This is a genomic window from Humitalea sp. 24SJ18S-53 (assembly GCF_050632385.1).
Lineage (GTDB): Bacteria > Pseudomonadota > Alphaproteobacteria > Acetobacterales > Acetobacteraceae > Humitalea.
The window spans coordinates 4,096,261-4,121,536 of record NZ_CP192599.1 but is presented as its reverse complement, the minus strand read 5'-3'; the positions used below and the strand labels follow the sequence as shown (position 1 = coordinate 4,121,536).

General features: G+C 69.7%; 32 protein-coding genes. 11 read left to right on the top strand and 21 right to left on the bottom strand.

Going from position 1 to position 25,276, the window contains the following annotated elements; translation table 11 throughout:
- Positions 1-93 precede the first annotated feature (93 nt).
- Positions 94-516, bottom strand: a complete 423-nt coding sequence (ndk, locus tag ACQW02_RS19630) for a nucleoside-diphosphate kinase (RefSeq protein ID WP_431281600.1) — start codon at positions 514-516, stop codon at positions 94-96.
- A gap of 111 nt (positions 517-627) precedes the next feature.
- On the opposite strand from ndk, the gene ACQW02_RS19625 reads away from it, so the two are divergent.
- Both ACQW02_RS19625 and ACQW02_RS19620 read left to right on the top strand, forming a co-directional pair.
- Positions 628-2,487: an ABC-F family ATP-binding cassette domain-containing protein gene (locus ACQW02_RS19625; RefSeq protein WP_431281599.1), complete on the top strand. Its 1,860-nt coding sequence runs from the start codon at positions 628-630 to the stop codon at positions 2,485-2,487.
- 52 nt (positions 2,488-2,539) lie between these two features.
- Positions 2,540-3,496: a Bug family tripartite tricarboxylate transporter substrate binding protein gene (locus ACQW02_RS19620; protein ID WP_431281598.1), complete on the top strand. Its 957-nt coding sequence runs from the start codon at positions 2,540-2,542 to the stop codon at positions 3,494-3,496.
- Positions 3,497-3,510: 14 nt separating this feature from the next.
- On the opposite strand, the gene ACQW02_RS19615 is transcribed toward ACQW02_RS19620, so the two are convergent.
- The 3 genes from ACQW02_RS19615 to ACQW02_RS19605 all read right to left on the bottom strand — a co-directional run bounded on the left by ACQW02_RS19615 (position 3,511) and on the right by ACQW02_RS19605 (position 5,031).
- Positions 3,511-3,681 (bottom strand): NepR family anti-sigma factor, encoded by a 171-nt coding sequence (locus ACQW02_RS19615; RefSeq protein WP_431281597.1) that lies wholly within the window; start codon positions 3,679-3,681, stop codon positions 3,511-3,513.
- 82 nt (positions 3,682-3,763) lie between these two features.
- Positions 3,764-4,378, bottom strand: coding sequence for a sigma-70 family RNA polymerase sigma factor (locus ACQW02_RS19610; RefSeq protein ID WP_431281596.1), 615 nt, complete (start codon positions 4,376-4,378; stop codon positions 3,764-3,766).
- Between the two features lie 158 nt (positions 4,379-4,536).
- Positions 4,537-5,031, bottom strand: coding sequence for a sigma-70 family RNA polymerase sigma factor (locus ACQW02_RS19605; RefSeq protein WP_431281595.1), 495 nt, complete (start codon positions 5,029-5,031; stop codon positions 4,537-4,539).
- 86 nt (positions 5,032-5,117) lie between these two features.
- Between ACQW02_RS19605 and ACQW02_RS19600 the strand changes: the two genes are divergently transcribed.
- Complete coding sequence (locus ACQW02_RS19600; RefSeq protein ID WP_431285933.1) at positions 5,118-5,831, top strand: response regulator; 714 nt, start codon at positions 5,118-5,120, stop codon at positions 5,829-5,831.
- A gap of 46 nt (positions 5,832-5,877) precedes the next feature.
- On the opposite strand, the gene ACQW02_RS19595 is transcribed toward ACQW02_RS19600, so the two are convergent.
- From ACQW02_RS19595 to rfaD, 9 genes are all read right to left on the bottom strand, one after another.
- The gene (locus tag ACQW02_RS19595) at positions 5,878-6,477 is read right to left on the bottom strand and encodes a histidine phosphatase family protein (RefSeq protein WP_431281594.1); all 600 of its coding nucleotides are present in this window, start codon (positions 6,475-6,477) and stop codon (positions 5,878-5,880) included.
- A complete protein-coding gene (locus tag ACQW02_RS19590; protein ID WP_431281593.1) occupies positions 6,477-7,115 on the bottom strand; it encodes a glutathione S-transferase family protein in 639 nt (212 codons plus the stop codon). The genes ACQW02_RS19595 and ACQW02_RS19590 overlap by 1 nt, the downstream gene beginning before the upstream one ends.
- On the bottom strand, positions 7,112-7,729 hold the full coding sequence (locus tag ACQW02_RS19585; RefSeq protein WP_431281592.1) for a glutathione S-transferase family protein: 618 nt from the start codon (positions 7,727-7,729) through the stop codon (positions 7,112-7,114). Before ACQW02_RS19585 ends, ACQW02_RS19590 begins: the two co-directional genes overlap by 4 nt.
- A gap of 69 nt (positions 7,730-7,798) precedes the next feature.
- Positions 7,799-8,731 carry a ribose-phosphate pyrophosphokinase gene (locus tag ACQW02_RS19580; RefSeq protein ID WP_431281591.1) on the bottom strand — a complete coding sequence of 311 codons (933 nt, stop codon included), beginning with the start codon at positions 8,729-8,731 and terminating at the stop codon, positions 7,799-7,801.
- 100 nt (positions 8,732-8,831) lie between these two features.
- Positions 8,832-9,836 carry a hypothetical protein gene (locus ACQW02_RS19575; protein ID WP_431281590.1) on the bottom strand — a complete coding sequence of 335 codons (1,005 nt, stop codon included), beginning with the start codon at positions 9,834-9,836 and terminating at the stop codon, positions 8,832-8,834.
- A 95-nt stretch (positions 9,837-9,931) separates the two neighbouring features.
- A complete protein-coding gene (pgeF, locus tag ACQW02_RS19570; protein ID WP_431281589.1) occupies positions 9,932-10,684 on the bottom strand; it encodes a peptidoglycan editing factor PgeF in 753 nt (250 codons plus the stop codon).
- Positions 10,681-11,613, bottom strand: a complete 933-nt coding sequence (locus tag ACQW02_RS19565) for a class I SAM-dependent methyltransferase (protein WP_431285932.1) — start codon at positions 11,611-11,613, stop codon at positions 10,681-10,683. Before ACQW02_RS19565 ends, pgeF begins: the two co-directional genes overlap by 4 nt.
- A 47-nt stretch (positions 11,614-11,660) precedes the next feature.
- Positions 11,661-12,449 carry a prolipoprotein diacylglyceryl transferase gene (gene lgt / locus ACQW02_RS19560; RefSeq protein ID WP_431281588.1) on the bottom strand — a complete coding sequence of 263 codons (789 nt, stop codon included), beginning with the start codon at positions 12,447-12,449 and terminating at the stop codon, positions 11,661-11,663.
- Entirely contained in the window at positions 12,449-13,429 is a 981-nt protein-coding gene (rfaD, locus tag ACQW02_RS19555) for an ADP-glyceromanno-heptose 6-epimerase (RefSeq protein WP_431281587.1), read from the bottom strand. The genes lgt and rfaD overlap by 1 nt, the downstream gene beginning before the upstream one ends.
- Positions 13,430-13,498: 69 nt before the next feature.
- Here rfaD and ACQW02_RS19550 point away from each other — a divergent pair, with 69 nt between their 5' ends.
- The 7 genes from ACQW02_RS19550 (at position 13,499) to ACQW02_RS19520 (ending at position 17,480) form a co-directional block, all read left to right on the top strand.
- Entirely contained in the window at positions 13,499-13,795 is a 297-nt protein-coding gene (locus ACQW02_RS19550) for an accessory factor UbiK family protein (RefSeq protein WP_431281586.1), read from the top strand.
- Between the two features lie 49 nt (positions 13,796-13,844).
- Positions 13,845-14,165, top strand: a complete 321-nt coding sequence (locus tag ACQW02_RS19545; protein ID WP_431281585.1) for a nucleotidyltransferase domain-containing protein — start codon at positions 13,845-13,847, stop codon at positions 14,163-14,165.
- Positions 14,146-14,661: a hypothetical protein gene (locus ACQW02_RS19540; RefSeq protein ID WP_431281584.1), complete on the top strand. Its 516-nt coding sequence runs from the start codon at positions 14,146-14,148 to the stop codon at positions 14,659-14,661. The genes ACQW02_RS19545 and ACQW02_RS19540 overlap by 20 nt, the downstream gene beginning before the upstream one ends.
- 225 nt (positions 14,662-14,886) lie before the next feature.
- Positions 14,887-15,390 carry a YbjN domain-containing protein gene (locus ACQW02_RS19535; protein ID WP_431281583.1) on the top strand — a complete coding sequence of 168 codons (504 nt, stop codon included), beginning with the start codon at positions 14,887-14,889 and terminating at the stop codon, positions 15,388-15,390.
- A 51-nt stretch (positions 15,391-15,441) separates the two neighbouring features.
- The gene (gene proC / locus ACQW02_RS19530; RefSeq protein ID WP_431281582.1) at positions 15,442-16,245 is read left to right on the top strand and encodes a pyrroline-5-carboxylate reductase; all 804 of its coding nucleotides are present in this window, start codon (positions 15,442-15,444) and stop codon (positions 16,243-16,245) included.
- A 62-nt stretch (positions 16,246-16,307) separates the two neighbouring features.
- Entirely contained in the window at positions 16,308-16,964 is a 657-nt protein-coding gene (locus ACQW02_RS19525; protein ID WP_431281581.1) for a TetR family transcriptional regulator, read from the top strand.
- Positions 16,965-16,973: 9 nt separating this feature from the next.
- Positions 16,974-17,480, top strand: coding sequence for a phasin family protein (locus ACQW02_RS19520; RefSeq protein ID WP_431281580.1), 507 nt, complete (start codon positions 16,974-16,976; stop codon positions 17,478-17,480).
- 68 nt (positions 17,481-17,548) lie between these two features.
- Here the strand turns inward: ACQW02_RS19520 and ACQW02_RS19515 are convergent, their stop codons facing one another.
- The 3 genes from ACQW02_RS19515 to ACQW02_RS19505 are packed head-to-tail and all read right to left on the bottom strand — an operon-like array spanning position 17,549 to position 20,048.
- Positions 17,549-18,892 carry an ATP-binding protein gene (locus ACQW02_RS19515; RefSeq protein ID WP_431281579.1) on the bottom strand — a complete coding sequence of 448 codons (1,344 nt, stop codon included), beginning with the start codon at positions 18,890-18,892 and terminating at the stop codon, positions 17,549-17,551.
- Positions 18,889-19,620 carry a response regulator gene (locus ACQW02_RS19510; protein WP_431281578.1) on the bottom strand — a complete coding sequence of 244 codons (732 nt, stop codon included), beginning with the start codon at positions 19,618-19,620 and terminating at the stop codon, positions 18,889-18,891. Before ACQW02_RS19510 ends, ACQW02_RS19515 begins: the two co-directional genes overlap by 4 nt.
- Positions 19,617-20,048 carry a MarR family winged helix-turn-helix transcriptional regulator gene (locus ACQW02_RS19505; protein WP_431285931.1) on the bottom strand — a complete coding sequence of 144 codons (432 nt, stop codon included), beginning with the start codon at positions 20,046-20,048 and terminating at the stop codon, positions 19,617-19,619. The genes ACQW02_RS19510 and ACQW02_RS19505 overlap by 4 nt, the downstream gene beginning before the upstream one ends.
- 260 nt (positions 20,049-20,308) lie before the next feature.
- Between ACQW02_RS19505 and ACQW02_RS19500 the strand changes: the two genes are divergently transcribed.
- The gene (locus ACQW02_RS19500; protein ID WP_431281577.1) at positions 20,309-21,208 is read left to right on the top strand and encodes a branched-chain amino acid aminotransferase; all 900 of its coding nucleotides are present in this window, start codon (positions 20,309-20,311) and stop codon (positions 21,206-21,208) included.
- Here ACQW02_RS19500 and ACQW02_RS19495 read toward each other — a convergent pair.
- The 5 genes from ACQW02_RS19495 to ACQW02_RS19475 are packed head-to-tail and all read right to left on the bottom strand — an operon-like array spanning position 21,147 to position 25,224.
- A complete protein-coding gene (locus ACQW02_RS19495) occupies positions 21,147-22,529 on the bottom strand; it encodes a hypothetical protein (RefSeq protein ID WP_431281576.1) in 1,383 nt (460 codons plus the stop codon). The genes ACQW02_RS19500 and ACQW02_RS19495 overlap by 62 nt on opposite strands.
- Complete coding sequence (locus tag ACQW02_RS19490) at positions 22,526-23,830, bottom strand: hypothetical protein (protein ID WP_431281575.1); 1,305 nt, start codon at positions 23,828-23,830, stop codon at positions 22,526-22,528. Before ACQW02_RS19490 ends, ACQW02_RS19495 begins: the two co-directional genes overlap by 4 nt.
- A gap of 3 nt (positions 23,831-23,833) precedes the next feature.
- Positions 23,834-24,289 carry a molybdenum cofactor biosynthesis protein MoaE gene (locus ACQW02_RS19485; RefSeq protein ID WP_431281574.1) on the bottom strand — a complete coding sequence of 152 codons (456 nt, stop codon included), beginning with the start codon at positions 24,287-24,289 and terminating at the stop codon, positions 23,834-23,836.
- Between the two features lie 4 nt (positions 24,290-24,293).
- Positions 24,294-24,545 (bottom strand): molybdopterin converting factor subunit 1, encoded by a 252-nt coding sequence (gene moaD, locus ACQW02_RS19480; protein ID WP_431281573.1) that lies wholly within the window; start codon positions 24,543-24,545, stop codon positions 24,294-24,296.
- Positions 24,546-24,552: 7 nt separating this feature from the next.
- Entirely contained in the window at positions 24,553-25,224 is a 672-nt protein-coding gene (locus tag ACQW02_RS19475; protein WP_431281572.1) for a hypothetical protein, read from the bottom strand.
- Positions 25,225-25,276 lie beyond the last annotated feature (52 nt).

The following is a 25,276-nucleotide window of genomic DNA, read 5'->3' as shown; positions in this document are numbered from 1 at the left end:
ACGCCCGTGGCGAGACGATCCGCACGGACGGCGTGCCGCATGCCTGGAAAGCGCCCGGGCGGCGCTGATGCGCCGCCCGGGGTTAAGCGTGGTTCAGCCGACGATGTCGAGGCCGGCGAAGAAATAGGCGATCTCGACGGCCGCGTTCTCGGCGCTGTCGCTGCCATGGACGCTGTTCGCCTCGATGCTCTCCGCAAACTCCTTGCGGATCGTGCCGGGGGCGGCGTTGGCGGGGTTGGTGGCGCCCATGATTTCGCGGTTCAGGGCGATGGCATTCTCGCCTTCCAGCACCTGCACGACGACGGGGCCGGAGACCATGAAGTCCACCAGGTCGTTGTAGAAGGGGCGCGCGGCGTGCACGGCGTAGAAGGTCTTGGCGTGCTGGCGGCTCATCCAGATGCGCTTCTGGGCGACGATGCGCAGGCCGGCTTCTTCGAACTTGGCGTTGATCTTGCCGGTCAGGTTGCGGCGCGTGGCGTCGGGCTTGAGGATGCTGAAGGTCTGTTCGATGGCCATTTGGGCGGTATCCGTGTGTGGTGACTGTGCGGGCGGTTAGGCGGGGCGGGCCGCAAAGGCAAGAGCGCAGCGGGTGACGGGACGCCGCCGAGTGTTTAGAAGCACCGCAACATGACAGTCCTCGCCCTTCGCGACGTGACGCTCCGCATCGCCGGACGTCCGTTGCTCGACGCCGCATCCATGACACTCGATCCCGGTCGCAAGATCGGCCTGGTCGGGCGCAATGGCGCCGGCAAATCCACCATGCTCAAGGCCATCGCGGGCGAGCTTCAACTGGATGGGGGGGAGATCTTCATCGCCTCCCGCGCCCGGATGGGGCGGGTGAAGCAGGAGGCCCCAGCATCGGACGACAACCTGCTGGAGACGGTGCTGGCGGCCGATACGGAACGCGCGGCGCTGATGCAGGAAGCCGAAATTTCACATGATCCGACGCGATTGGGTGAAATTCACGACCGTTTGATCGCCATCGGTGCGGATGCCGCCCCGTCGCGCGCGGCGATGGTGCTGGCGGGGTTGGGTTTTGACGCCGCGGCCCAGCAACGCTCGGTGCGGGAGTTTTCCGGTGGCTGGCGGATGCGACTGTCGCTGGCGGGCGCCCTGTTCCAGGAACCCGACCTGCTGCTGCTGGACGAGCCGACGAACCATTTGGACCTGGAAGCCACGATCTGGCTTGAGGCGTGGCTCGCCAAGTTCTCCGGCGCCTGCATCGTGGTCAGCCATGATCGCGGGTTGCTGGAGCGTTGCGTCGACCAGATCGCGCATCTGGATCGCGGCAAGATCACCACCTACGCCGGGAATTTCTCGGAATTCGTGCGGTTGCGGGCCGAAAGGGCGATCCACCAGGCGGCGCAGAACGCCCGGATCACCGCCGAGCGCGCGCATATGCAGGATTTCGTCGATCGCTTCCGCGCCAAGGCCAGCAAGGCCCGCCAGGCGCAGAGCCGGTTGAAGGCGCTGGAAAAGATGCCCCAGGTCGAAAGCCTGGTGGAGGACCACGTCACCCGGTTTTCCTTCCCCGAGCCGGACAAGGCGCCGCCGCCGATCCTGTCGCTGCGCCGCGCTGTCGCGGGCTATGGCAACAACGTCATCCTGAGCGGGCTGGATTTTCGGCTGGACCAGGATGACCGGATCGCGCTTTTGGGGGCGAACGGGAACGGCAAGTCGACCTTTGCCAAGCTGATCGCGGGCCGCATGGAGCCGCTTTCGGGCGACGTCGTCCGCGCGCCTCGGCTGAAGATCGGCTATTTCGCACAGCATCAGGCTGAGGAACTGCATCCCGACGGCACGCCGCTGACGCATATGCAGGAAGCGCTGCCCAAGGCCACGGTCCAGCAATGCCGCGCGCAACTGGCGCGGTTCGGGTTGGACGCCGAACGGGTGAACACGAAGATCCGGGATTGCTCGGGCGGGGAAAAGGCGCGGCTGCTGCTGTCGCTGACCACCCGCGAGGCGCCGCATCTGTTGATCCTGGACGAGCCAACAAATCATTTGGACATCGACGCGCGTGAGGCGCTGGTGAAGGCGCTGGCCGATTACGGCGGCGCGGTGATCCTGATCAGCCACGATCCTTATCTCGTCGGGCTGGTCGCGGACCGGCTGTGGCTGGTGGGCAATGGCACGGTCACGCCGTTCGAGGGCGACCTGGACGATTATCGCGCGCAACTCGGCGACCGCACCCGCCCGGCGGCGAAGTCGGACTCGAACAAGAACGAGGAACGCCGCGGCAAGGCCACGGTCCGCGCCGCCGCCGCCCCGTTGCGGGCGCGGGCGAAGGAGATCGAGGCCCGGCTGGAACGGCTGGGGCTGGAGGGCAAGCTGATCGAAAAGCGCCTGTCCGACCCGGCGACCTATGCCAAGCACAGCCCGGCGGACATCGCCTGGGCCAAGCGCAAGCAGGCCAGCATCGCCAAGGAAGCGGCGGGGCTGGAGGAAGAGTGGCTTGAGGTGCAGGCGAAGCTCGAACCGGCTTGATTTTTCGCGGGCAGGCCGCAAAAGCCAGGGCAACCAATCGGAGGCCCGCGCCATGACCCTGTCCCGCCGTAGTCTGTTCGCCGCGCCATTGCTGGCGACCCCTGCCTTGGCCCAGACGGCGGGCACGCTGCGCATCATCGTCCCGGCCCCGCCGGGTGGGCCGACCGATATCCTGGCGCGGGCGCTGGCGGAAAAGGCCGGGCCGGCGCTGGGGCAGACGGTGGTGGTGGACAATCGCGCCGGTGGCGGCGCGGTGATCGGGTCCGAGGCGGCGGCCCGGGCGGCCCCGGATGGGCTGACCGTGGTGCTCGGCCACAATCAGTCCCACGCCAGCAACCAGGCGATGATGGCGCGGCTGCCGTTCCATGTGGTCGATAGTTTTTCGCCGGTCTGCCGGTTGGCGACGGTGCATCACGCGACGGTCGTGGCCGCCAACCATCCGGCCCGCGACATGGCGGGGCTGATCGCGCGCGGGAAGAATGGCGGGCGGCTGACCTATGCCTCCAGCCAGGCCGGCAGCGCGAGCCACGTGATCGCGGAAACCTTCGTCCGGCGTGAGGGGCTGGAGGCGACCCACATCCCCTATCGCGGCGCGGCGCCGGCGGCGACCGATACGGTCGCGGGGGTGGTGGATTTCTATGTGGCGACCTTCCCTTCGATCGCCGGGCTGGTCCGCGATGGGCGGCTGCGGGGGCTGGCGATCGGTGCGCCGGCGCGGCTGGCGGATTTCCCGGATGTGCCGACGGCGGCCGAGGCCGGCGTGCCCTTCATGGCGGTGGATGCCTGGTTCGGGCTGTTCGCCCCGCGCGGCACGGCGGATGCGGCGCTGGCGCGGCTATCGGGGGCGATGCTGGCGGCGCTGTCCGATCCGGATGTGGCGCGGCGGCTGGTCGCGGCGGGCTTTACCGCCGCACCCCAGGGGCCGGCTGATTTCGCCGCGTTTCAACGGGCGGAAGTCGCGCGCTGGGCGGAGATGGCGCAGCTGACCGGGGTAAAGCTGGAGGACTGAGCCTCCCCTCGGCGCTACGACTTGCCCCGGTCGCGTTCGATCAGGGCAAGCAGTTCCGGCGGCACGGGCTCCTTGGCCACTTCGTCGTACATGGCGTGCAGCCCGCGTTGGAGCCAAAGGTCGAAGGCGGCATCCGACGCGGACACTCGGGCCCGCACGGGCGGCCGGGTGTTCCGGGAGTCCATGGTCTTCGTCTTATCCTGCTTTGGCGGAACGTCGTTCAAGGCACGTCCTAAGTGTGCATAACCCGGTTCATAACGGGCGCGATCATAGAGTGAGGCCGGGCGCCGACGCCAGTGTGCTGACGCCGGTCCGCTTGGCGGGACGGGCCGCCGGGGCGATGCGCGGGGTGGGTTCTTCGTCGAGCAGCCAGGCCTGCAACTGCTTGCGGGCACGGAACACGCGGCATTTCAACGTGCCGACGGCGACGCCGAGTTCCTCCGACATCTCCTCATAGGACATGCCCTGCACCGCCGACATCATCAGCGCGATGCGCTGGTCGGCCGGCAGGCGGGCGACGCAGACCTGCAATTCGCTCATCGCGACCGAGTCTTCCTGCGTCGCGGGGCGGGACATCGATTCGGCCGGCGCATCGTCCATCTCCACCATTTCACGGCGGCGGCGCACGTCGGACAGGAAGCGGTTGCGCAGGATGCGGGACATCCAAGCCTTGAAATTGCTGCCGGGGATGAAGGAATCACGTGCGGCCAGCGCATTCACCACCGCGGCCTGCACCAGGTCATCGGCATCGGCGCGGCGGCGTGTCAGGGCGAAGGCCTGCTGGCGCATGCGCGGCAGGCAGCCGATCAGCAGGTCGTGGAACGATGCGGCCGGGTCAGACTGGTTCTCGTCGCTGGCCTTGAGCACATAACGCTGGGTCATCGGGGCAGCCTTCTGATCTTCCATATCCCCCCAATGCACGGCAGCGCGGATGGTTGCGGAAAATCGACCGAATGAATGCATGGCAGCCATGTGTTTATAGCATGTAACCAGGCGGCGCACCTGCCGTTGCGCAGGTGATCCGTAGGCCACACGATTCATCAATGACCAAGAGCGATACGCAACGACCGCCGCCCATGGCTGACACGCGCCTTGATCGTGCCCTCGGCTACGCCGCAGATGGCCGCGGCCTCGGCCGTGGACAGGCCCTGTGCGCCGACCAGCATCAGCGCCTCGCGCTGGGTCGCCGGCAGGCGGTCCATGGCGACCGAGAGTTCATGCAACGCCGCCTGGCCCGATTGGGTTTCGGCCGCGTGATCGGCGCTGGCATGGGCATTCTCGGTGGCCGCGCGGCGCCCGTTCCGGGCCTGGCGCAGCCCGCCCAGCCAGGCGTTGCGCAGGATGGTGAAGACCCAGGGGCGCGGTTCGGTGCCGTCCTGCCATTGCACTTCGGCTGCCAAAGCGCGCATCACGGCTTCCTGAACCAGGTCGTCGGCGGCATGCGTGTCGCGGGTCAGTGCCCGCGCATAGCCGCGCAGGCCCGGCATCATCGCCATGAGCGCCTGGCGCAACATTTCGGATCGGCTCTGTTCCATGCCGTGTCTGTCCACCCATTTGACCGCCGACACCAGGAGGCCGCGCCGTGCCGCATTCCCGAAACACCTCCCAGCAGAAGCCCGATATGGCGGCTGTGGTCGCGGCGCTGCCCTTTGGGCGGCGCTATGCCCGCGCGCTGACCGGCAGCCAGGCCAGCGGCGATGCGATCGTCGCCGATGCGCTGCGCCAGGGGCTGCCGCCGCTGCCAGGCAGCCTGGGGCTGTTCGCGGCCATCACGCGGCTGACCCCGACCGATGCCCTGGATACGACGCCCGGCGCGCTGTCGACGGCGGGGCGGCAATTGCTGCTGCTGACCGCGCTGGAAGGCCTGTCGGTGCTTGATGCCGCACAGGTCGTGGGGCTTGATCCGGCCGAGGCCGTGGCCGTGCTCGAAGCCGCGCGCGCCGCACTGCGGACCATCACCGCGACCGACGTGCTGATCATCGAGGATGAGCCCGTCATCGCCATGGACCTGCGCATGCTGGTCGAAAGCTGCGGCCACCGCGTCACCGGCATCGCGGCGACCGAGGCGCAGGCCGTGCGCCTGGCGGCCGCGCACCCGACGGGGCTGATCCTGGCGGATGTGAACCTTGGCCGCGGCGGCGACGGGATCAACGCGGTGCGCCGTATCCTGCAAAGCGTGCAGGTGCCGGTGATCTTCGTCACAGCCTATCCCGAACGACTGCTGACCGCCGGCGAAGTGGAACCGGCCTTCATCATGAGCAAGCCCTTCGACCCGATCGCATTGGCGATCTCGACCTACCAGGCGGTGACCGCGGGGCGCGTGCCGATCGCGTAGCGGGGGTTGGAGGGGGCCGAAGCCCTCTCCTGGGCGCAACCTCGGCTCAGGCGTCCGGCATCGCCAGGGCGGCCAGGCTCCAGGCTGTGTCGCCGGGGCTTGGCGGGGTGACCCAGAGCGGTTGTGCGTTGGGCGTGCGGAAATCGGCGGGCAGGCCGGCTTCGGCGCGGAAGCCGCGCCACAGGGCGCCGTGGGCGACGACCAGCACCGGGGCGGGGTTGGCGAGCGCCGCGGCGATGGCGCCGCGGGCGCGGGCGCGCAGGTCGACGAAGGGTTCGCAGCCTTCGGGCGTGTCGTCACCCGCCACCCAGGCGTGGAACCATTCGGCCATGACCTGGCCTTCCTGGATGCCGAAGGAGCATTCGCGCAGGGCTTCGTCGATCGCGACGGGCAGGCCGAGGGCATCCCCCACGACTTCGGCCGTGATGCGGGCGCGGGACAGGGGGGAGGCGACGATATGGGCCGGGCGGCGTTCGGGCGGCAGGGCGGCGATGACCGCCGCCGCGCGATGGGCCTGGGCGATGCCGGCGGCGTTCAGCGCGATGTCGCTGGCGCCCTGGGCGCGATATTGCGCGTTCCAGTCGGTTTCGCCGTGGCGCAGGAACCAGAAGGGGGTGTGCGGCAAGGTCCGGGTCATCAGGGTCATCAGCCGATCGCTGTTTCGCGGGCAAGGGCCGCTTGCACGCCGGGGTTGGCGCCGACCGTGGCGCGCAGCCGTTGCAGCCCCGCCATCTGGGTGATGTCGATGCTGGCGAAGCCGGCGAAGGTGGTCAGCATGAACAGGTGGATGTCCGGCACCATCACCTGTCCGGTGCCGAGCAGGGTGCCGTCGGGCTGGATCGCGGCATCGGCCAGTGCCAGGGCGGCCTGGCTGCGGCGCAGCCCGTCGGCCTTGATCACCGCGGCGGCGGCCGCGTCATCACCGGCGATGCGCCGGGCGCCGAGTGCGAGGAAAAAGGCGCGCGCCGTGGTGAACTGGCACCAGGCCATCCATTCCAGCGCCTTGGCGCGCTGCGGGTGGCTGGTCGGCAGCAACCCGGCGCCGGGCGCCATGTCGGCGATCCAGGTGCAGATCGCGGGGTTTTCCGTCACCACCACGCCGCCGCCGACATCGAGCGCCGGAACCTCACCCTTGGGGTTCAGGGCCAGGTAGCCGGGGGTCTTGTGGTCGCCGCCGCGCAGCGAGATGAAACGATACTCGATCGGCAGGGCCGAGGCCGCGGCGACCATATGGGCGACGGTCCCGTTGGTGCGGGTGCTGGTCCAGAGGGTGGCGATGGTCACACAAGACCCTCCTGCGCCATCGCGCGCTGCACGGCGGGGCGGGCCAGCATGCGGGCGTAATGGGCGGCGACGTTCGGCGGCAGGTCCTGCTTCATGCGCCCGGCGCGCCAGAAGCAGATGTAGAAGATCGCGCTGTCGGCGAAGGAGTAGTCGCCGACGATCCAGTCCTGCCCCGCCAGGGCCGCGTCGAGCCGGGCGAGGCCCGCGTCGAACATGGACTGGCCCTGCGCCTTGACCGCGTCGTGGTCGGTCGCGGTGGGGGCGAATTTGTCGGGGCGGAAGACGCGGGAGAAAGCCTGCATGTGGACGGTGGAGACGCAGTAGTCGGCGGCTTCCAGCGCGCGCGCCATGGGTTCGCCGGCCGGCGGCAGCAGCCCCGCGGTGGGGTGGGTCGCGGCCAGGTAGTAGGCGATGGCCGGGTATTCGGTCAGCACCGAGCCATTGCCCAGGGTCAGCACCGGCACCTTGGATTTCGGGTTGATGGTGGTGAAGGGCGGCTTGAACTGCGCGCCTTCGCGCAGGGCGACCGGCACGGCCTCATACGGTGCGCCGATCTCCTCCAGCAGGACGTGGATGCCGAGCGAACAGGCGCCGGGGGCGTAGAACAACTGCATGGGAATTCTTTTCCTTGGACATCGCGGTCCAAGGAACCTTGCCGTGTTTGGCCGGGGGACGGAAGGCCGTCAGCAGAACAGGGTGGAGACGGATGATTCTTCCGAGATGCGGCGCATCGCCTCGGCCAGCAGCGGCGCGATGGTGACGGTGCGGATGTTGCGCGACACGCGGACCGCCTCGGTCGCCAGGATGCTGTCGGTGACGACCATCTTCTCGATCGGCGAGGCGCCGACGCGGGCGACGGCGCCGCCGGAGAAGACGCCGTGGGTGACATAGACGGAGGCCGAGCGGGCGCCGTTCTTGATCAGCGCCTCGGCCGCGTTCACCAGGGTGCCGCCGGAATCGACGATGTCATCGACCAGGATGCAGTCGCGGCCCTGGACCTCACCGATCACGTTCATCACTTCCGACACGCCGGCGCGTTCGCGGCGCTTGTCGATGATGGCGAGGTCGGTGTGCAACCGCGTCGCGATCGCGCGGGCGCGGACCACGCCGCCGACGTCGGGGGAGACGACCATCAGCTCGCGCCCGGCGTAGTGCTGCTGGATGTCACGTGCGTAGAGCGGCGCGGAGAACATGTTGTCGACGGGGATGTCGAAGAAGCCCTGGATCTGGCCGGCGTGCAGATCCATCGTCAGGACGCGGTTGGCACCGGCCTCGGTGATCAGGTTGGCCACGAGTTTCGCCGAGATGGGCGTGCGGCTGCCCGATTTGCGGTCCTGCCGGGCGTAGCCGAAGTAGGGGATGACCGCGGTGATGCGCCGGGCGCTGGCGCGCCGCAGCGCGTCCAGCGTGATCAGCAGCTCCATCAGGTTGTCGTTGGCCGGGTAGGAGGTGCTCTGGATGACGAAGACATCCTCGCCACGCACGTTTTCATGGATTTCGACGAAGATCTCCATGTCGGCGAAACGACGCACGCTGGCCTGGGCGAGCGGGATGTTCAGCGCGGCGGCCACAGCCTCGGCGAGCGGCCGGTTGCTGTTGCAGGCGATGATTTTCATGGGCGGGGCTTGCTCCGGGCCGGACGGCGCGCGTGGTTAGCAATGTGACCACGCGGAGTCCACCATGCCACCGCATGGCGGCCCGGCGATCTGGCGTTGGTCATCGGGCGGGAACCGGCGGCGGGCGCAGGGCGCGGCTGGTCGGGGTCGGGTTTGGAGTCGGGTTTGCAGTTGGGGCGGCGGCGGCCTCGGCGGGCGCGTTGGGTGGCGATCCGGGGGCCTGCTGGCCGCCCGCCGAAAACCCGCCGGCGGTGGAGATCACCTGCTTGATCCCCGGTGCGGCCGTCTGCGCGATGACATAGGCGACATCGCCCCAGAGCCCGTTCAGGCTGCCGGTCGGCACATTGTTCACGAAGGCGACGCGACCGAGTTCGATCCCGTCGCGGCGGGTGACGATGAACTGGATATCGGCCTGGTCTTCGCGCGGGGATTCGCGGTCGCGGGCGACGCGGACCACGCCTTCGACCGCAAAGGCGGCGCCATCGGCGATGTCCTGCAGTTGGAAGCCCTCGCGCGGCAGGAATTCCGACAGTTTCGCCGTCAGCGCCAGGTTGCCGTCGCCCGGGGCGCCGCGCACCGGCATCAGCCGCAGGCGGGGTGCGCCCCCGGCGCGCATGCTGTCGGGGTCGGCGAAGCGGCGGGCGGCATCGGCGCGGGCCAGCATGGTGGAGATCAGGGGGGCGGCGGAGGCCGCGACCGCGTTGATGGTCACCTCCTGTTCCTCGCCCCAGGCGCGCAGCGGGACGGGCGGGCCGGCGGTCACGCCCAGTTCGCGGCCATCGGCATCGGTCAGCACATAGCGTGGGCGGATATTGCCGCCATCCTGTTCGGCCTTGATCAGCAGGCGCCAGTCGAGCGGCGTGGGGGTGCCGGGGACGGCGGGGACTTCTGCGCCCTCCAGCGCCGTCGCCAGGGCCACGGCCAGGGTGCCGGCGCCATTGTCGGTCAGCATCGCCTCTTCGGGCGCGGGGACGGCCAGGCGATAGGCGGGGGGGGCTGCGAGGCGCCGGGCCTCGGCGCCCGGATTGCCGCGGAAGGGCTGGGGCAGGGTGCCGCAAGCGCTGGTCAGGGCCAGCAGCAGGATCGGGATCACAATGGGGCGCATGTCAGCCTGCGAAACAGGTGGCGAGCATCGTCAGGAGCAGGAGCGCCAGGAAGATGACCATATAGGGCATGGCGGGGGTTATGCGGGCGACGGGATCATGACGCCAGCCCGATACAGGATATCTGGTGCCCGACCGGCAGGTCGCCAGCGATGCTGCCCCGGCGGTAGCTGAAGAAGCGGGCTTCGTCGGCCAGGGTATCGGCCGGCGGCGGGGTGGCGGCGATGCCGCGCCGGGCCAGGCGGGCGGCGCAATAGGCGGGCAGGTCGAACCACCAGCGGTCGGGGCGGCCGGTCTGGAAGAAGCGGGCGGCGGAAAGGTCCTCGGCCAGGACTTCGTCGCGCAGGTCGGCGGCGACTTCGTAGGAGGCCTGGCCGATGCAGGGGCCGATGGCGGCCTGGATACGGGCGGGGTCGGCGCCCAGGGCCTGCATGGCGTCCACTGTGGCCTCCAGCACCCCGGCGACCGCGCCGCGCCAGCCGGCATGGGCGCCGCCGATGACCCCGGCCTCGGGGTCGGCGAAGAGGACGGGGGCGCAATCGGCGGTGACGATGCCGAGCAGCAGGCCCGGGGTGGCGGTGACCATGGCATCGGCGGTCGGGCGTTCGGCCCAGGGGGCGGTGGCGGTGGCGACGGCGGGGCCGTGGACCTGCACGAGGCCGAGCAGGCGGTCGGGGGCAAACCCCATGGCGCGGGCGACGCGGGCGCGGTTTTCGGCGGCGAGCGCCGGATCGTCGCGGCCGTTCAGCGAGGCGTTCAGGCTGCCGAAGCGGCCGGCGGAGACGCCGCCCTGCCGGGTGAAGAAGCCGTGCGGGACGGGCAGGCTGGCGGTGAGGAAGGGGGGTGTCATGCGGCGAAACCGGGCAGTGGGGGTAGGTCGGGGTGACAGATCGCCAGGGCCTTGAACAGCCGTCCCATCGCCTCGGGCGCGGTCAGGCGATGGGCTGCCATGGCGAGCTTGGGCGCCTGGCGCGGGTTGGCGGCGGAGAGGGCGGCGGTGCGGGCCAAAAAGCCGAGGCGGGCGAGGAACAGCGCCTGCGGGACCGGGCCTTGGGCCGTGGTCGCCCGGGCGAGGGCGGCGAAATCGACATGGGCGGTCAGGTCGGCGGCGCCCGGGTCGGCCAGGGCATCCGCGACCTGGCCGTGGCGCAGGGCCTGGAGCGTGTCGCCGGGGCCGCTGGTGGCGGGGCCGTAGTCGATCAGCAGGGCGGCGCCACCTTGGGTGGCCAGGCGCGCCGACAGGGCCGTGACCCAGGCGAGGGCCGCGTCGCCGCGTTCCTGGATGGTGCCGGTTTCGGCGCCGGTCGTGGGGGCGTCCGGGGCGGGCCGTTCGACGAAGGCGCCGTCGCGGACCCAGCGTTCCATCCAGGCATCTTCGTGCCGGATGAATTGCCGGATCGGCAGGGCGTCCAGGAATTCGTTGGCGAGAAGAATCATCGGGCCGGGGGGCAGGTCGGCCAGGTCGTCGTGCCAGGTGGCGTCCAGCCGGGTCGCCTGTTCCGCGCGCAGACGGGGGGAGGTCTCGATCAGGTGCAGCCGCAGCGCGGCGGCGAAATCGGGGGCGGCGGCGCCGATGGCGCGCATGGCGTCGGCCATCAGGGTGCCGCGGCCGGGGCCGGCCTCGGCCAGGATGACCGGGCTGGGCTTGCCCATCAGGTCCCAGACCATCGCGGCCCAAAGTCCCAGGCATTCGCCAAAGACCTGGGAGATTTCGGGTGCGGTGGTGAAATCGGCGAAGGGGTCCTTGGTCGCGTAATAGGCGGCATTGGCGCGGGCCATGAAGGCGTCGAGCCGTTCGCCTGGGTCGAGTGGCTCCGCCGTGGGCGTCACGCCCGGCTGCGCCGCATCAGCCAGACCCCGATGATCACCATCGGGATCGACAGGATCTGGCCCATGGTCAGCCCGCCCATCAGGAAGCCCAGGTGGGCGTCGGGTTCGCGGAAGACCTCGCCCAGGATGCGGGCAGCGCCGTAGCCGGCCAGGAACAACCCGGTCAGGTAGCCGGTGCGGGCCAGGACGTCCGGGCTGCGGGCGCGCCAGAGGAGGACGGCGAAGAGGAGCACGCCCTCAAGCCCCGCCTGGTAGAGTTGCGACGGATGGCGCGGATAGGGGCCGGCGCCGGGGAAGACCATGGCCCAGGGGACGTCGGTGATCTGGCCCCACAACTCGCCATTGATGAAATTCGCCAGGCGTCCGAGGCAGAGCCCGATCGGCACGCAGACCGCCAGCCGGTCGCCGAAACGCAGGGCCGGGATGTTCTCGCGTTTGCAGAACCACAGCGTCGCGACGATCACGCCCAAGGCGCCGCCGTGGAAGGACATGCCGCCCTGCCAGACGTACAAGGCTTCCCAGGGTGCCGAGAGATAGGCGCCGGGGCGGTAGAACAGCACGTAGCCGAGGCGACCGCCGATGATGATGCCGAGGGTCGCCCAGGTGACGAAATCGTCGATCTGGCGCGCATCGGCGGCGACGGGTTCGCGCGCGGCCAGGCGGCGCAGCAGGCGCCAGCCGAGGACGATGCCGCCGATATAGGCCAGCGCATACCAGCGGATCTGGAACGGCCCGATGGCGAGCGCCACCGGGTCGATCGCGGGGAAAGCGATGACGGGCAGCATCAGCGGTGCTGATCGGGCTGCGTCAGGAAGTTCTGGACGTAGTCGGCCACGCCATCCTCCAGCGATGTTGGGGGATGGTCGTAGCCGGCGTCGCGCAGGCGATCGAGCGGGGCCTCGGTAAAATACTGGTACTTGCCGCGCAGATCCTCCGGCATGGGCACGAAGCGGATATCGGCGTTGCGGTTCAACGCGGCGAAGATGGCGCGGGTCAGGTCGAGGAAACTGCGGGCCTGGCCGCTGCCGATGTTGAACAGGCCCTTGGCGCGGGGGTTCTTCAGCAGCCAGAGCACCGCCGCCACGCAGTCCCGCACATGCACGAAATCGCGCTTCTGGTCGCCGTCGGCGATGCCGGGGCGGTCGGAGGCGAAGAGGGTCGCGGGTTCGCCCTGCGCGATCTGGGCGTATTTATGGGCCACGACCGAGGCCATGCGGCCCTTGTGCGCCTCATTCGGCCCATAGACGTTGAAGAACTTCAGCCCGGCCCAGGCGGGCGGCGCCCGGCGGCCGCGGGCCAGCAGATCCATGATGCGGCGGTCGGTGGCGTGCTTGGACCAGCCATAGAGGTTCAGCGGCCGCAGACGGGCCAGGGCGGCTTCGGAGGAATCGTCGGAAAAGCCCTGGTCGCCATCGCCATAGGTCGCGGCGGAGGAGGCGTAGATCAGCGGCACCCCATGCGCCGCGCACCAGTCCCAGAGCTTCAAGGTCAGGGTCAGGTTGGTATGGGCCACCAGATCGGCATCGGTCGCCGTGGTCGCGCTGATCGCGCCCATGTGGATGATGGCATCCAGTTTCGGCACGCCATCCAGGTAGCGCGGCAGGTCGTCCGGGGCCAAAAGCCCGGCGATGCGGTGCTTGGCGAGGTTGCGCCACTTGGCGCCGTCGCGCAGGCGGTCGCAGACCAGGACCTCCTGCCCCGCCTCGCAGAGCGCCGCTGTGATGTTCGACCCGATGAAGCCGGCGCCGCCCGTGACCAGATACATGCCAAACCCTGTCCTTACGCGCCGCGGGCGGTATAGGGCGGGGTGCGAAGCAGCGGCAAGGAGCAGGACATGAGCGGCACCGGCGGGAAAAAGTTCTTCGACGATCTGGCGGGCATGGCGGGCGGGGCTGTCAGCATGATGGCGGGCATGCGGGCGGAGGCCGAGGCGATGGTCCAGGCCCAGACCGAGGCCGCGATTCAGCGCCTGGGGCTGGTGAAGCGGGAAGAACTGGACGCGGCCATGGAGGTCGCCCGCCTGGCGCGGGAACAGGCCGAGGCGCTGGAGGCGCGGGTGGCGGCGCTGGAGGCCCGGTTGGGGGTGGTGGTGCCGGTGCCGGGTTTCGATGGGCTGGATGATGGGGCCTGAGTTGAACGATGCCACGTTGCGAGTAGCCTGCGGTCAGGAGCGGTTGGTGATGGCCAAGGGCGACGGAATGGCGCTGGATCAGCACCGTATTCGGGCTGTTGCCGCGGCGCGGGCGGCAACTGCGGCCCTTGCGGAGCTTGATGTGCGGGTGGTCGTGACAGGGTCTTTGGCCCGGGGGGGGTTTGGGATTCACTCCGACATTGATCTTCTGGTTACATCCTGCCCGCGGGATCGGAAGTATGCGATCGAGGGCCTGGTTGAAGATGTGCTGTCGGGTCTTTCATTTGATGTGATTTATCTTGATGAGTTGCCGCCCTGGAAGCTGCCGCATTTCGTGGAAGGGGCGGTCGATGCATCCGAGCTACGTTGATGTCGAGAACGAGTTCTTCGAAATCGGCATCGAGGCGCAGTATCTTTCTGTTCGGCTTGCCCATCTCGATGCATTGAACCCGCCTGCCGACCCACAGGAAAAATGGGAGGCAACACTTATTTGTGCCTCCGCGGCGGAGAAGATCTACACGGGGTGCGAGCGTGTCATGGCACGGCTGGCCGCGGATTTGGACGGGGTCGCGGTGACCCATGCCGAGGGCTGGCATATCGCCTTGCTTCGCAGGATGGCGCATCCATACCCGGCGGTGCGTGGCGCCGTGATTTCTGGCGAATGCCATGCTGTTTTGGACAAGGTCAGGTCCTTCCGGCATCGCGAAAGAAACACCTATGGCATCAACTTGGACTTTGCGCTCGTGGTGGAGCGAGCCTTTGAAGCGGTGACCGCCTTCAAGATGTTGCATGACGAAGTGATCGCGCTTCTCGCCGGCCGGAACAACCGGGACGGGGCGGCGCCTGCTGGCCCGGCCGTCGGGTGACGATGGGCCTCGGCTGGCGCCAAAGCGCCAGCGCATTGCGCAACGGTCATCGACAGCTTTATCCCTCTCTCTCTTGCGCGCTGATTCCGCGCTGCGGTATCTACCAATTGTGGGTGCCGCCACGATTCGCCCCCAGGGGTCGGACTGACGCACCGGGGCCGAGGAATCGGGCCGGGCGTTGGGCCGGGGGGCGAGCGGGTCACCCCTTGGCCTGGAGGCATGCTGATGTCTGCTCATCTCAGCCTGGAAACCGACCACGCCCATAATCCGCTCGATGTTCTGGAGCAGATTCTCGGGGCGAATGACTGGACGCATGAACGCGCGTCCGATTCGGAAATGGCCGCCGAGGCACCCGGGAAATGGTGCGACTACGCGCTCTGGTTCTCCTGGTCGTCGGAGATCAGTGCGATGCATTTCTCCTGCGCCTTCGACCTGAAGGTGCCGCCGAACCGGCGCGGGCCGCTGTTCGAATTGCTGGCGCTGGCGAATGAGAAGCTCTGGATCGGGCATTTCGGTATCGATGCGGATGATGGCGTGCCGGTGTTCCGCCATGCGGTGCTGCTGCGGGGGGCCGGTGGCGCCTCGGCGGAGAGCCTGGAGGATATGGTCGATATCGCCATCACCGAATGCGAGCGGTTTTTCCCGGCGTTCCAGTTCGTGCTCTGGGGCGGCAAGCCGCCGGCCGAGGCCTTGGCCGCGGCGATGCTGGAGTGCGTCGGGGAGGCTTGATGCGGGGGTGATGGCGCGGCAGACGGGGGGAAACCGCCGGAGGCCCGCCCGATGACCCTGACCCTTCCTCCCCTGCTTCTTGTCGGCTGCGGCAAGATGGGCGGCGCCATGTTGGCCGGTTGGCTGGAGCAAGGGCTTTCCGATTGCGTGGTGGTGGACCCGCATCCGGCGGCCGGGTTTGACGGGCGGGTGACCTTGGTCCCCGACGCGGCGTCGATCCCGGCCGGCTTCGCGCCCGGCGCGGTGGTGCTGGCGATCAAGCCGCAGGAGGCGCCGGCGACCCTGCCGGCCTATGCCCGCTTTGCCCAAGGTGCGGTGTTCATCTCGATCATGGCGGGGCGCAGCATCGCGGCGATGGATGCGGCGCTGGGCGGGGCGGCGCGGGTGGTCCGGGCGATGCCGAATACGCCGGCCGCGATCCGCCAGGGGTTTACCGTGGGCTGCCCCGGCCCCCGCGCGACGGCGGCCGACCGGGCGCTGGCCGATGCGCTGCTGTCGGCGATCGGGGAAGTCGCCTGGGTCGAGGATGAGGCGCTGATCGACCCGGTGACGGCGGTATCGGGCGGCGGGCCGGCCTATGTCTTCCTGCTGGCCGAGGTGATGGAGGCCGCGGCGGTGGCCCAGGGCATCCCGCAGGACCTGGCGCGCCGCATGGCGCGCGCCACGGTCGCGGGATCGGGCGCGCTGCTGGGCGCGAGCACGGAGGATGCCGCCGCCCTGCGCCGCGCCGTCACCAGCCCCAAGGGCACCACCGAACGGGCGCTGGCGGTGCTGATGGCCAGCGACGCCTGGCCGGCGCTGATGGACCAGGCGATCGCCGCCGCCACGGCCCGGTCGCGCGAACTGGCCGGCTGAGGCCCCCCTTACGGCCAAGGCTTGGCGCCCCGATATGCGGGGCGACAGTAGGATACCTGCCCATGACGCCCTCCGACGACATCGCGACCTTCGCCGCACCGCCCTATCCCGGCACGCCGCTGGCCGATGCGGCGCTGCTGGAGGCGCTGTGGCGGGTGGTCGCGGCGGAAGGCTGGCGCGGGGCGACGATCGAGGCGATCGCGGCCGAGGCGGGGGTTTCGGCGGCGGGGCTGCGGGCGCGCTTCCCCATCCGGGCGCTGCTGCTGGCGCGGCATGCGTCGGTGGTGGACCGGGTGGTGATCGACGGCACCATCCCCGATGGCGGCGGCAGCCCGCGGGAGCGGGTGTTTGATGTGCTGATGCGGCGCTTCGACGCCTTGCAGCCGGGGCGGGCGGGCATCCTGCGGCTGATGGAGGAATTGCCGCGCGATCCGTTGACCGCGCTGGCCATCGTGCCGCTGCTGCCGGTGTCGATGGCACGGATGGCCGAGGCCGCCGGGATCGCCGCCGATGGCGCGCTGGGTGCCGTGCGGGTGAACGGGATGGCGGGGGTCTGGCTGGCCGCGATGCGGGCCTGGCGGAAGGATGACAGCGTCGATCTGTCGGCGACGATGGCGGCCCTGGATAAGGCGCTGGACCGCGCCGAGGGCCTGGCGCGCAGCCTGCGGCTGCCGGATGGGGACCGGATGACCCTTACGGCGGAGCCGATCCAGCCCTGAGGGTAAAGATTGATCAAACGCAATGTCACTGGATGCTGCACTGCGATATGGAGTAATGAACAACCAGTCAGGGAGTTCGTCGCCATGCAGCCCTTCAAACCCGATATGGACATCATGAAAATGATGAGCGAGTTCAAGATGCCGGCCATGCCCGACCTCGACGCCCTGGCCGCGGCCCAGAAGCGCAACCTTGATGCGCTGACCGCCGCGAACAAGATTGCCATGGAAGGCGCCCAGGCGGTTGCCCGCCGGCACATGGAAATCCTTCAGCAATCCATGACCGAAATGTCCGAGGCGATGCGCGCGATGACCGCGACGCCGGCGCCGCAGGACAAGGCCGCCCGCCAGGCCGAGATGTTCAAGGGCACCTACGAGCACGCGGTGTCGAACATGAAGGAACTGGCCGAGCTGATCCAGAAGTCCAATTCCGAGGCGCTGGGCCTGCTGAACCGCCGCTTCGCCGAGGCGATGGACGAGGTCAAGCAGATGGTCGACCAGTCCAAGCCCGCGGCTTGATTGGTCTAGACTGTCGTTTTGACGCATTTTCCGAGTCGTCAGGTGAGTCCACCTGACTTGAAAATGCTCTAAACCGGTAGCCTGACCCGGGCGCGCAGCCCGCCCAGCGGCGCGTCCTCCAGCACCACATCGCCGCCATGTGCGCGGGCGATGTCCCGTGCGATGGCCAGCCCGAGCCCCGTGCCGCCGGCCGAGAAGGCAGCGAAGGGCTTGAAGGCTTCCTCACGCTGCGCTTCCGGGATGCCCGGCCCGTCGTCGTCCACGGTGACGACGGCCCAGGCGGGCGTGCCGCCGGCGTGCAGGGGGACGGCGGTGACCTCCACCGCGATGCGGCGCGCGTGCTTGCGGGCATTGTCCAGCAGATTGCCCAGGCAGCGCCGCATCGCATCGGCGCGGAAGGGCAGCACGAGGTCGGCGGGGGCGGAGACCGCCACCTGGGCGCCATCGCGCCGGGCGCGGGCGGCCAGGTCCTGCACGATGGGCACCAGGTTTTCCGGTTTTGGTGCCTCCTGCCCCTCGCCACGGGCGAAGGCGAGGTAGGCGGCGACCATGCGCTCCATCTCCTCGACATCCTGGGTCAGGGCGGCGGCGTCTTCCTGCGCATCGGCCGGCAGCATGGCGAGGCCGAGGCGCATCCGCGTCAGCGGCGTGCGCAGGTCGTGGCTGATGCCGGCCAGCAGGTCGGTGCGCTGGGCGACGAAGCGGCGGATGCGGCCCTGCATCTGGTTGAAGGCGGCGGCGGCCTGGCGCACCTCCAGCGCGCCCTCGGGCTTCATCGGCCCCTGGTCGCGCCCCATGCCGAAGGCTTCGGAGGCTTCGGCGAGGCGGCGGATCGAGCGGACCTGGTTCTTCATGAAGACCGCGGCCAGCGAGAAGAGCAGGATGCCGGAGACCACCAGCCACAGCACGAACAGGTAGAGCGTGGTGGTGAAGAGGCGTTTGCGCGCGGCTTCCACATGCAGCACGCCATCGGGCATCGCGACGCGGATGATGACCGAGCGGGGGTCGGACGCCCAATCGGCGTCGAAGGGCAGGCCCACGCGTTCGCGTAGCGCGACGTCCAGGTCCTGCTCCAGCGGCAGCAGCGGCAGCGCCACGTTGCGCTGGGATGCGGGGCCGAGCGTCGCCCCGGCCTCGAAGGCCAGGGAGAGGTCGAGCCGCCAGGCGGCCTCGCGGAAGACCCAGCCGCGGTCGGCGTCCTGCGGGAAGCGTTCCAGCAATTCGACCACCATGCCGACATCGCCCGCGACGGCATGGGCCAGGCGGCGGGACACCACGTCCAGGTGGTTGCCGTAGAACAATTGCAGCGCGATCGCCTGCAACACCACCAGCGGCGTCAGGATGATGAGCAGGCTGCGGCCGAGCAGGCCCCGCGGCAGCAGGCTTCGCAGCCAGGACGTGGGCGCCTTCATTGACCGGGTCGCAGCACGTAGCCCCGGTGGCGGATGGTCTGCAGGAAGCGGGGCTCGCGCGGGTCGGTTTCGATTTTCCGGCGCAGGCGGGTGACCTGCACGTCGATCGCCCGTTCGCCGGCGTCCGGCATGGACAGGGCGACGGCGATTTCCTCGCGGCTGAGGATATCGCCGGCGCGGCGGGCGAGGGCGGCGAGCAGGGCGGCCTCGCCACCGGTCAGGCGCACGCTGCCCTCGGCATTGCGCAATTCGCCGCGTTCGGCGTCGAACCAATGGGTGCCGAGCTGTACCGGGGGCGCCGACATCGCCGGAGAGGGCGCGGCGGGGGCGGCGCGCTTGAGGATGGTGCGGATCCGCAGCGCCAATTCGCGGGGGTCGAAGGGCTTGGCCAGGTAATCGTCGGCGCCGGTTTCGAAGCCGGCGATCCGGTCATCCGGCGCGCCGGCGGCGGTCAGCATCAGGATGGGCACGTCCAGCCCGTCGCGGCGCAGCGCCTGGGTCAGTTCCAGCCCGCTTTCGCCGGGCATCATCACATCCAGCACCACCAGGTCGAAGGCGACGGAGGCCAGTGCCGCGCGGGCCGCGGCGGCGTCCTGGGCGCCGGTGACGCGAAAGCCCTGGTCGCCGAGGAAGCGTTGCAGCAGCACGCGCAGCCGGTCGTCATCGTCCACGACCAGCAGGTGCGGCACCAGCAGATGCGGCTGGCTGGCGGTATCGGCGTCGCTCATCGTCCAGGTCCATCGCGGCGGGCACGATCCAGGGCGGCGCGGGCCTGCGGGCCCATCAGGCCGCGCATCACGCGGCGGAAGCCGTCCACCGCCTGGGGACCGGCTTCGCGATAGGCGCCCATCACCGTGTCGCGCTGGCGTTCGAACAGGCGGCGTTCCAGCGCCAGGCCGGATTCGGTCAGGGTCAGCAAGCGTTGGCGCCGGTCGTGGCGGCCGGGGGCCTGGTGGATCAGCCCCTGTTCGATCAGCGGGGTCAGCACGCGGCCGAGGGACTGCTTGGTGATGGCCAGGATGCCCAGCAGGTCGCCCACGGTGATGCCGGGATGGCGGCCGACGAAATGCAGCACGCGGTGATGCGCGCGGCCCAGGCCCATCTCCTCCAACATGGCGTCGGCGCCGGCGGTGAAGTCACGATAGCCGAAGAACATCAGGTCCTGCGCCGCGCGCAGTTCCTCTTCCCGCAGGAACAGCAAATCCTGTCCGGCGCCCGGTGATCCATGGGCCGCGCCCCCGCGCGGGGTGGTTGAAGGGGGTCTGCTGTTGCCGTCTGGCATGGGAGGCATGTTGTCCGGTTGGGTCAGTATGTTTGACACTTTTGGTGGATAGGGTCTAGCTTGGGCTAGTTGACGCAATAAAATTACTCCGAATGCGGCAAAAACATTCCTAGTTTTTGGAAGGAAGCTTTTTCATGGCCTTGGTTCCCTTCGACGATCGCGACGGTTTCATCTGGTGGGATGGCGCGTTCATCCCCTGGCGCGACGCCAAATTGCATGTCCTGAGCCACGGCCTGCATTACGCCTCCGGCGTATTCGAGGGTGAACGGGCGTATAACGGCAACATCTTCAAGCTGGCGGAGCATACCGCACGGCTGGTCGAGTCGGGGCGGTTGCTCGGGTTTGACATACCCCATTCGCAGGAGGTCATCTCGGCCGCTTGCCAGGAAGCCTTGACCCGCAACGGCTTGGTTGACGCCTATGTGCGCCCGATCGCCTGGCGCGGCACCGAACAATTGTCCGTGAGCGCGCAGGCCACCAAGATCCACCTGGCGATCGCCGTCTGGGCCTGGCCGAACCTGTTCGGTGACAACCGGATGCAGGGCGTGCGGCTGGGCATGGCCAAGTGGCGCCGCCCGGCGCCCGATACCGCGCCGACGGCGTCCAAGGCCGCCGGGCTGTACATGATCGGCACCCTGTCCAAGCACGAGGCCGAGGCGCAGGGTTTTTCGGACGCGATGATGCTGGACTACAAGGGCGACGTGGCGGAGGCCACCGGGGCCAATGTGTTCTTTGTCTTCGACGGCGAAATCCATACCCCGACGCCCACCTGCTTCCTGGACGGGATCACCCGCCGCACCGTGATGGCGCTGGCCCGCAAGCGTCAGATGACGGTGGTGGAGCGTGTCATCAAGGCCGATGAAATGCCCCGGGCGAGCGAAGTTTTCCTGGCCGGCACCGCGGCCGAGGTGACGCCGGTGCGCTGCATCGCCGATTATCAGTACACGCCGGGCGCGATCACCGAGACGCTGATCAAGGACTATGACGCGCTGGTGCGGATGACGCCGGCCGAGGTTTCTCGGCTGGGCGTGTGACGGGAAGGGCGGGGGAGTCTTCCCCCGCCAACCGCCGCGCCATCAACAAGCCCGCCGCCAGGGGCAGCAGCCAGATGATGCGTGCCTGGTAGCGGTGATGCGGCTTGGACAATGCGCCGGTCGCCGCCGCATTGGCGAGAATCCCGAGCAGGACGCAGGCGAAGAGTTTTTGGGCCGCCGTGCCCCGCGCGGAAATTGCCGCCCATAGGCCGATGACCAGCGATAGCGCGACGACCGGCGCCTGCGGCCAGAGAAGGGGTTCGGCCACCGCTGGCAACGCGCCGCGCATCTGCATCGCGGCATCGAAGGCGGCGAGTTCCCGCGCGGAAAAACCCTCGGCCACCATCATGCGGGCGGAGACGTCCAGGTGATCGGACACCAGCGTATCGCCGACACGGAAGGTGACGAGTTGGCGCGCGAGGTTCTGGGCGGCAGCGCGAAGGACCTCGAGCGGATAGGCGCGCAGGGTGGCGGCGACGATCTGGGCGGCTTCGGCCGCGATCAGCACCGTGCCCATGGGGCGCGTGTTGCCCGCGGCGTCGCGGGCGACGGGGGAGGCCGGGTCCCAGAGGAATTGGTCGCTGTCCATCGGCAGGCGATCGACGAAGCCGCACAAATACCAGCCGGCGTCGGGGCAGCGCGCGCGCAGCAGCGCCGTTGCCGGGCCATCCGCCTGCAACCGCGCCAGGGCGAAGGTTGCGCCATAGGGGGAGATGGCCAAGCGGCCATGGCCGATGCCGTTGGAGACGAGCAGGAAGACCAGCGCGATGGCGAGCGGGGCGGTGGCGCGCAACACGGGCCGCAATCGCCAGGTCAGCAGCAGCACCCCGGCGATGACGGCCGCCGCGATGACCAGGTGCGACAGATGCACGGCGACGGCGAAGGCGCCGAGGGCGAGCATGGCCCAGCCTTCCGCCCGCGACAGGCGCCCCAATGCCAGGAGCCAGAGGCTGAGGACGGTCACGCCCGCAAACACGTCCGGCATCAGGGTGGATGCGAACCAGGGCAGCGCGGTCAGCGCCGCCAGCAGCCCGACCGCCAGCAGATGCGCCGCGGGGGTGATACGGCCCAGGACCGCGCGCTGCACCAGCCAGAGCAGCCAGGACAGCACCAGCGCCTGCAAGGCGGCGGCCCCCCAGAGCGACACCTGCCAATGCCCCAGGTGCAGGAACGGCCCATAGGCCATCGGTTTGTCCCAGGCCATGCGCGGCACGATCGTCTGGGCGAGGAAAGAGACGGTGTCGATGAAGACCAGCGGAAAGCCGTTCAGCACGGCCGGCCAGAGCAACAGCAGCGCGGCGCCGGCGACGGCCCAGATCATGTCTTTTCCACCCGCCGCGGCAGCAGCACGGCGATGGCGGCGAAGGGCAGCAGCCAGGCGATGCGGGCCTGGTAGCGGTGGTGCGGTTTGGAGAGGCCCCCCGTCGCGGCGGCATTGCCGATCAGCGCGGCGAGGATGATGGCTGCGAGCATGGCCGGGCCACGGTCACTGGCGCGCCAGGCACCCCACAGCAGCAGCGGCAGGGCGAGCAGCACCAGCGCGGGATAGGGGAGTTCTGGCGCCGCCAGCCGACCCTGGGCTTGCAGGCTGGCGTCGAAGCGCGCGGTCTCGCGGGCGGAAAAACCCTCCAGCTGGGGGCGGAGCGCCAGGGCGAGGTGATCGGCGACCAGCGTGTCACCGGGGCGCAGGGTGACGAGTTGTTCGGCGGTATTGACCAGGATGGCGCGGGTGACGGCCCAGGGTTCGCGCCAGATGGTTTCAGCGACGATGGTGCGGGCCTCGGGCGAGAGCAGCGCTCCGCCCAGGAAGCGGGGTTGGCCGGTGGCGTCGCGGTTCACCGGGCTGTCGGGCGCCCAGAGGAAGACGTCGGAATCGACCGGCAGGCGGCCGGCCCAGGCGCAGAGATACCAGCCCGGATCATTCGCCGCGCAGCGGTCGGAGATCGTGCGCGCGGCCGGGCCGTCGGCGATCAGCCGGGCGAGCAGGAAGGTGCTGCCGTGGGGGGAGACGGACCAGGTGCCGTGGCCGATGCGGTTGGTGGTGGCCAGCAGGCCGATGGCCAGGACCAGCGGCAGGGCGGCGCGCAGCCCGGCCGGGATGCCGCCAGCCAGGGCGATGACGGCAAGCCCGGCGGCGAGGGGCAGGAAGGACAGGTGGCTCGCGGTCGCGACCGTCGCCGCCAGCACCACGCCGATGCGTTCGGCCGTGGTCAGCGCCCAAAAACCCCAGCCCAGCAGGAAGGCGGGCAGGACCACCGCCACCACAAGAATGTCAGGCATCAGCAGGGCGGTGGAAAACGGCGCCGTGGTCAGCGCCGCCAGTGCCGCGCAGACCAGCACATGCCGGGCAGGGGTCGCCCGCCCCAGGCTGCGCAGGGTCAGCCACAGCAGCCAGGATACCAAAAGCCCCTGGGCCGCCAGCGGCAGCCAAAGGGTGATGCGCTCATGGAACAGGTGCAGCAGCGGCCCGTAGATCCAGGGCTTGTCCCAGATCATCAGCGGCCCGAGCGTCTGGTGCAGGAAGGCGCCGGTATCGCTGAAGACAATCGGAAAACCGTTCCACAGGGCGGGCCAGACCAGCAGCAGGCCGCCCGCCGCGATGGCCAGCAGCCGGGATGGCATGGTTTAACCCTGGGTCCAGCGGGCCGTGGCGGCGTCGTCCTCGGCCTTGGCCTCCACCCAGCGGTGGCTGCCGTCCAAAAATTCCTCGCGCTTCCAGAAGGGCGCCTTGGTCTTCAGCCAGTCCATGAGGAAGGCCACGGCATCGAGCGCCGCGGCGCGGTGGCCGGAGGCGGCGAGGACCAGCACGATGCCATCGCCCGGGCGCATCAGGCCATGGCGATGGATGATGGTGCAGCCGGTCAGTGGCCAGCGCGCCATGGCGTCGTAGGCGATGGTGTCGATGGCGCGTTCGGTGACGCCGGGCCAGTGTTCCAGCACCATGCCGGCCAGACCGTCATCGGCGCGGCACAGGCCGATGAAGCTGGCGATGGCGCCGATGTCATTGCGGCCGGCCGCCAGCCGCGCGGTTTCGGCGGCGATGTCGAAGGGTTCGGCCTGGACCTTGACGGTCGGGCGCATGTCGTCAGCCGCCGGTGACGGGGGGGAAGAAGGCGATTTCGCGCGCGGTGCCGAGGGGCGTGTCCGGGCCGCAGAAATCCTGGTCCAGCGCGGCGCGCACCTGGGCCGGGTTGGCGAAGGCCGCGGCATGGCCGGGGGTGCGGGTGGCGAGCCAGGCCATCAGTTCGGCGACGGTGGCGACGCCGGGGGGCGGGGCCACGGATTCCTCGGCGATGCCGGTGCGCTGGCGCAGCCAGGCGAAGTAGAGGATCTGCATACGGCGCCTATTGGCCCGGCACCTGGCGGATGCGGCCGCCCGGGCCGATCAGCAGGGTATCGGGGCCCTGCGGCACGGCGATGCCGCTGCCGCCGCCCGGGGTGGTGAAGGTGGAGGGGCTGCCCGGCGGCGACACGACGGTGGCCCCGCCCGGCAGGGTGCGGACGCGGTCATTGGTCGGCGGGGAGATGTTCAGCGCCGGCGGCAGAGTCACGCCACCAGCCGGCGGCGTCGCCGGTGGCAGGGCGCGGAGGCGGTCGGTGGCCGGCGGCGAGATGTTCAGCACCGGCGGCAGCGGCTGCGTCGGCGCCGGCGCGCGTTCGCGGGTCGGCGGCGGCATGGGCGGGGCGACCTGCGAACTGCCTTGTTGGAATTCCACCGCATCCTGGCGGAACAACTGCTGCGGCGGCGGGATCATGGCGGCATTGCCGGGCTGGATGCCGCGCTGCTGGTCCTCAAGGTTCAGGAGGGTGGCGCGGGGGGCTTCCTCGACCGGCCAGACATTGCCCTCTTCGGGCAGCAGGGGGGTGAAGGACGGCGAGCCGCCGGTGACGCGCGCCAGGGTGGCGCTGTTTTCCGGGCGGATCACGCCGCGCTGGCCCCAGGGGTCGAATTCGTCGCGCGCCGTGCATCCCGCAAGGACAAGGGCCGCCGAGGCAATGGCGAGGGTACGGATCATGGTGCTCTCCGGCAGGGCGTAGCATCGCCAAGATGCGGCGTCGGGGCCAGGG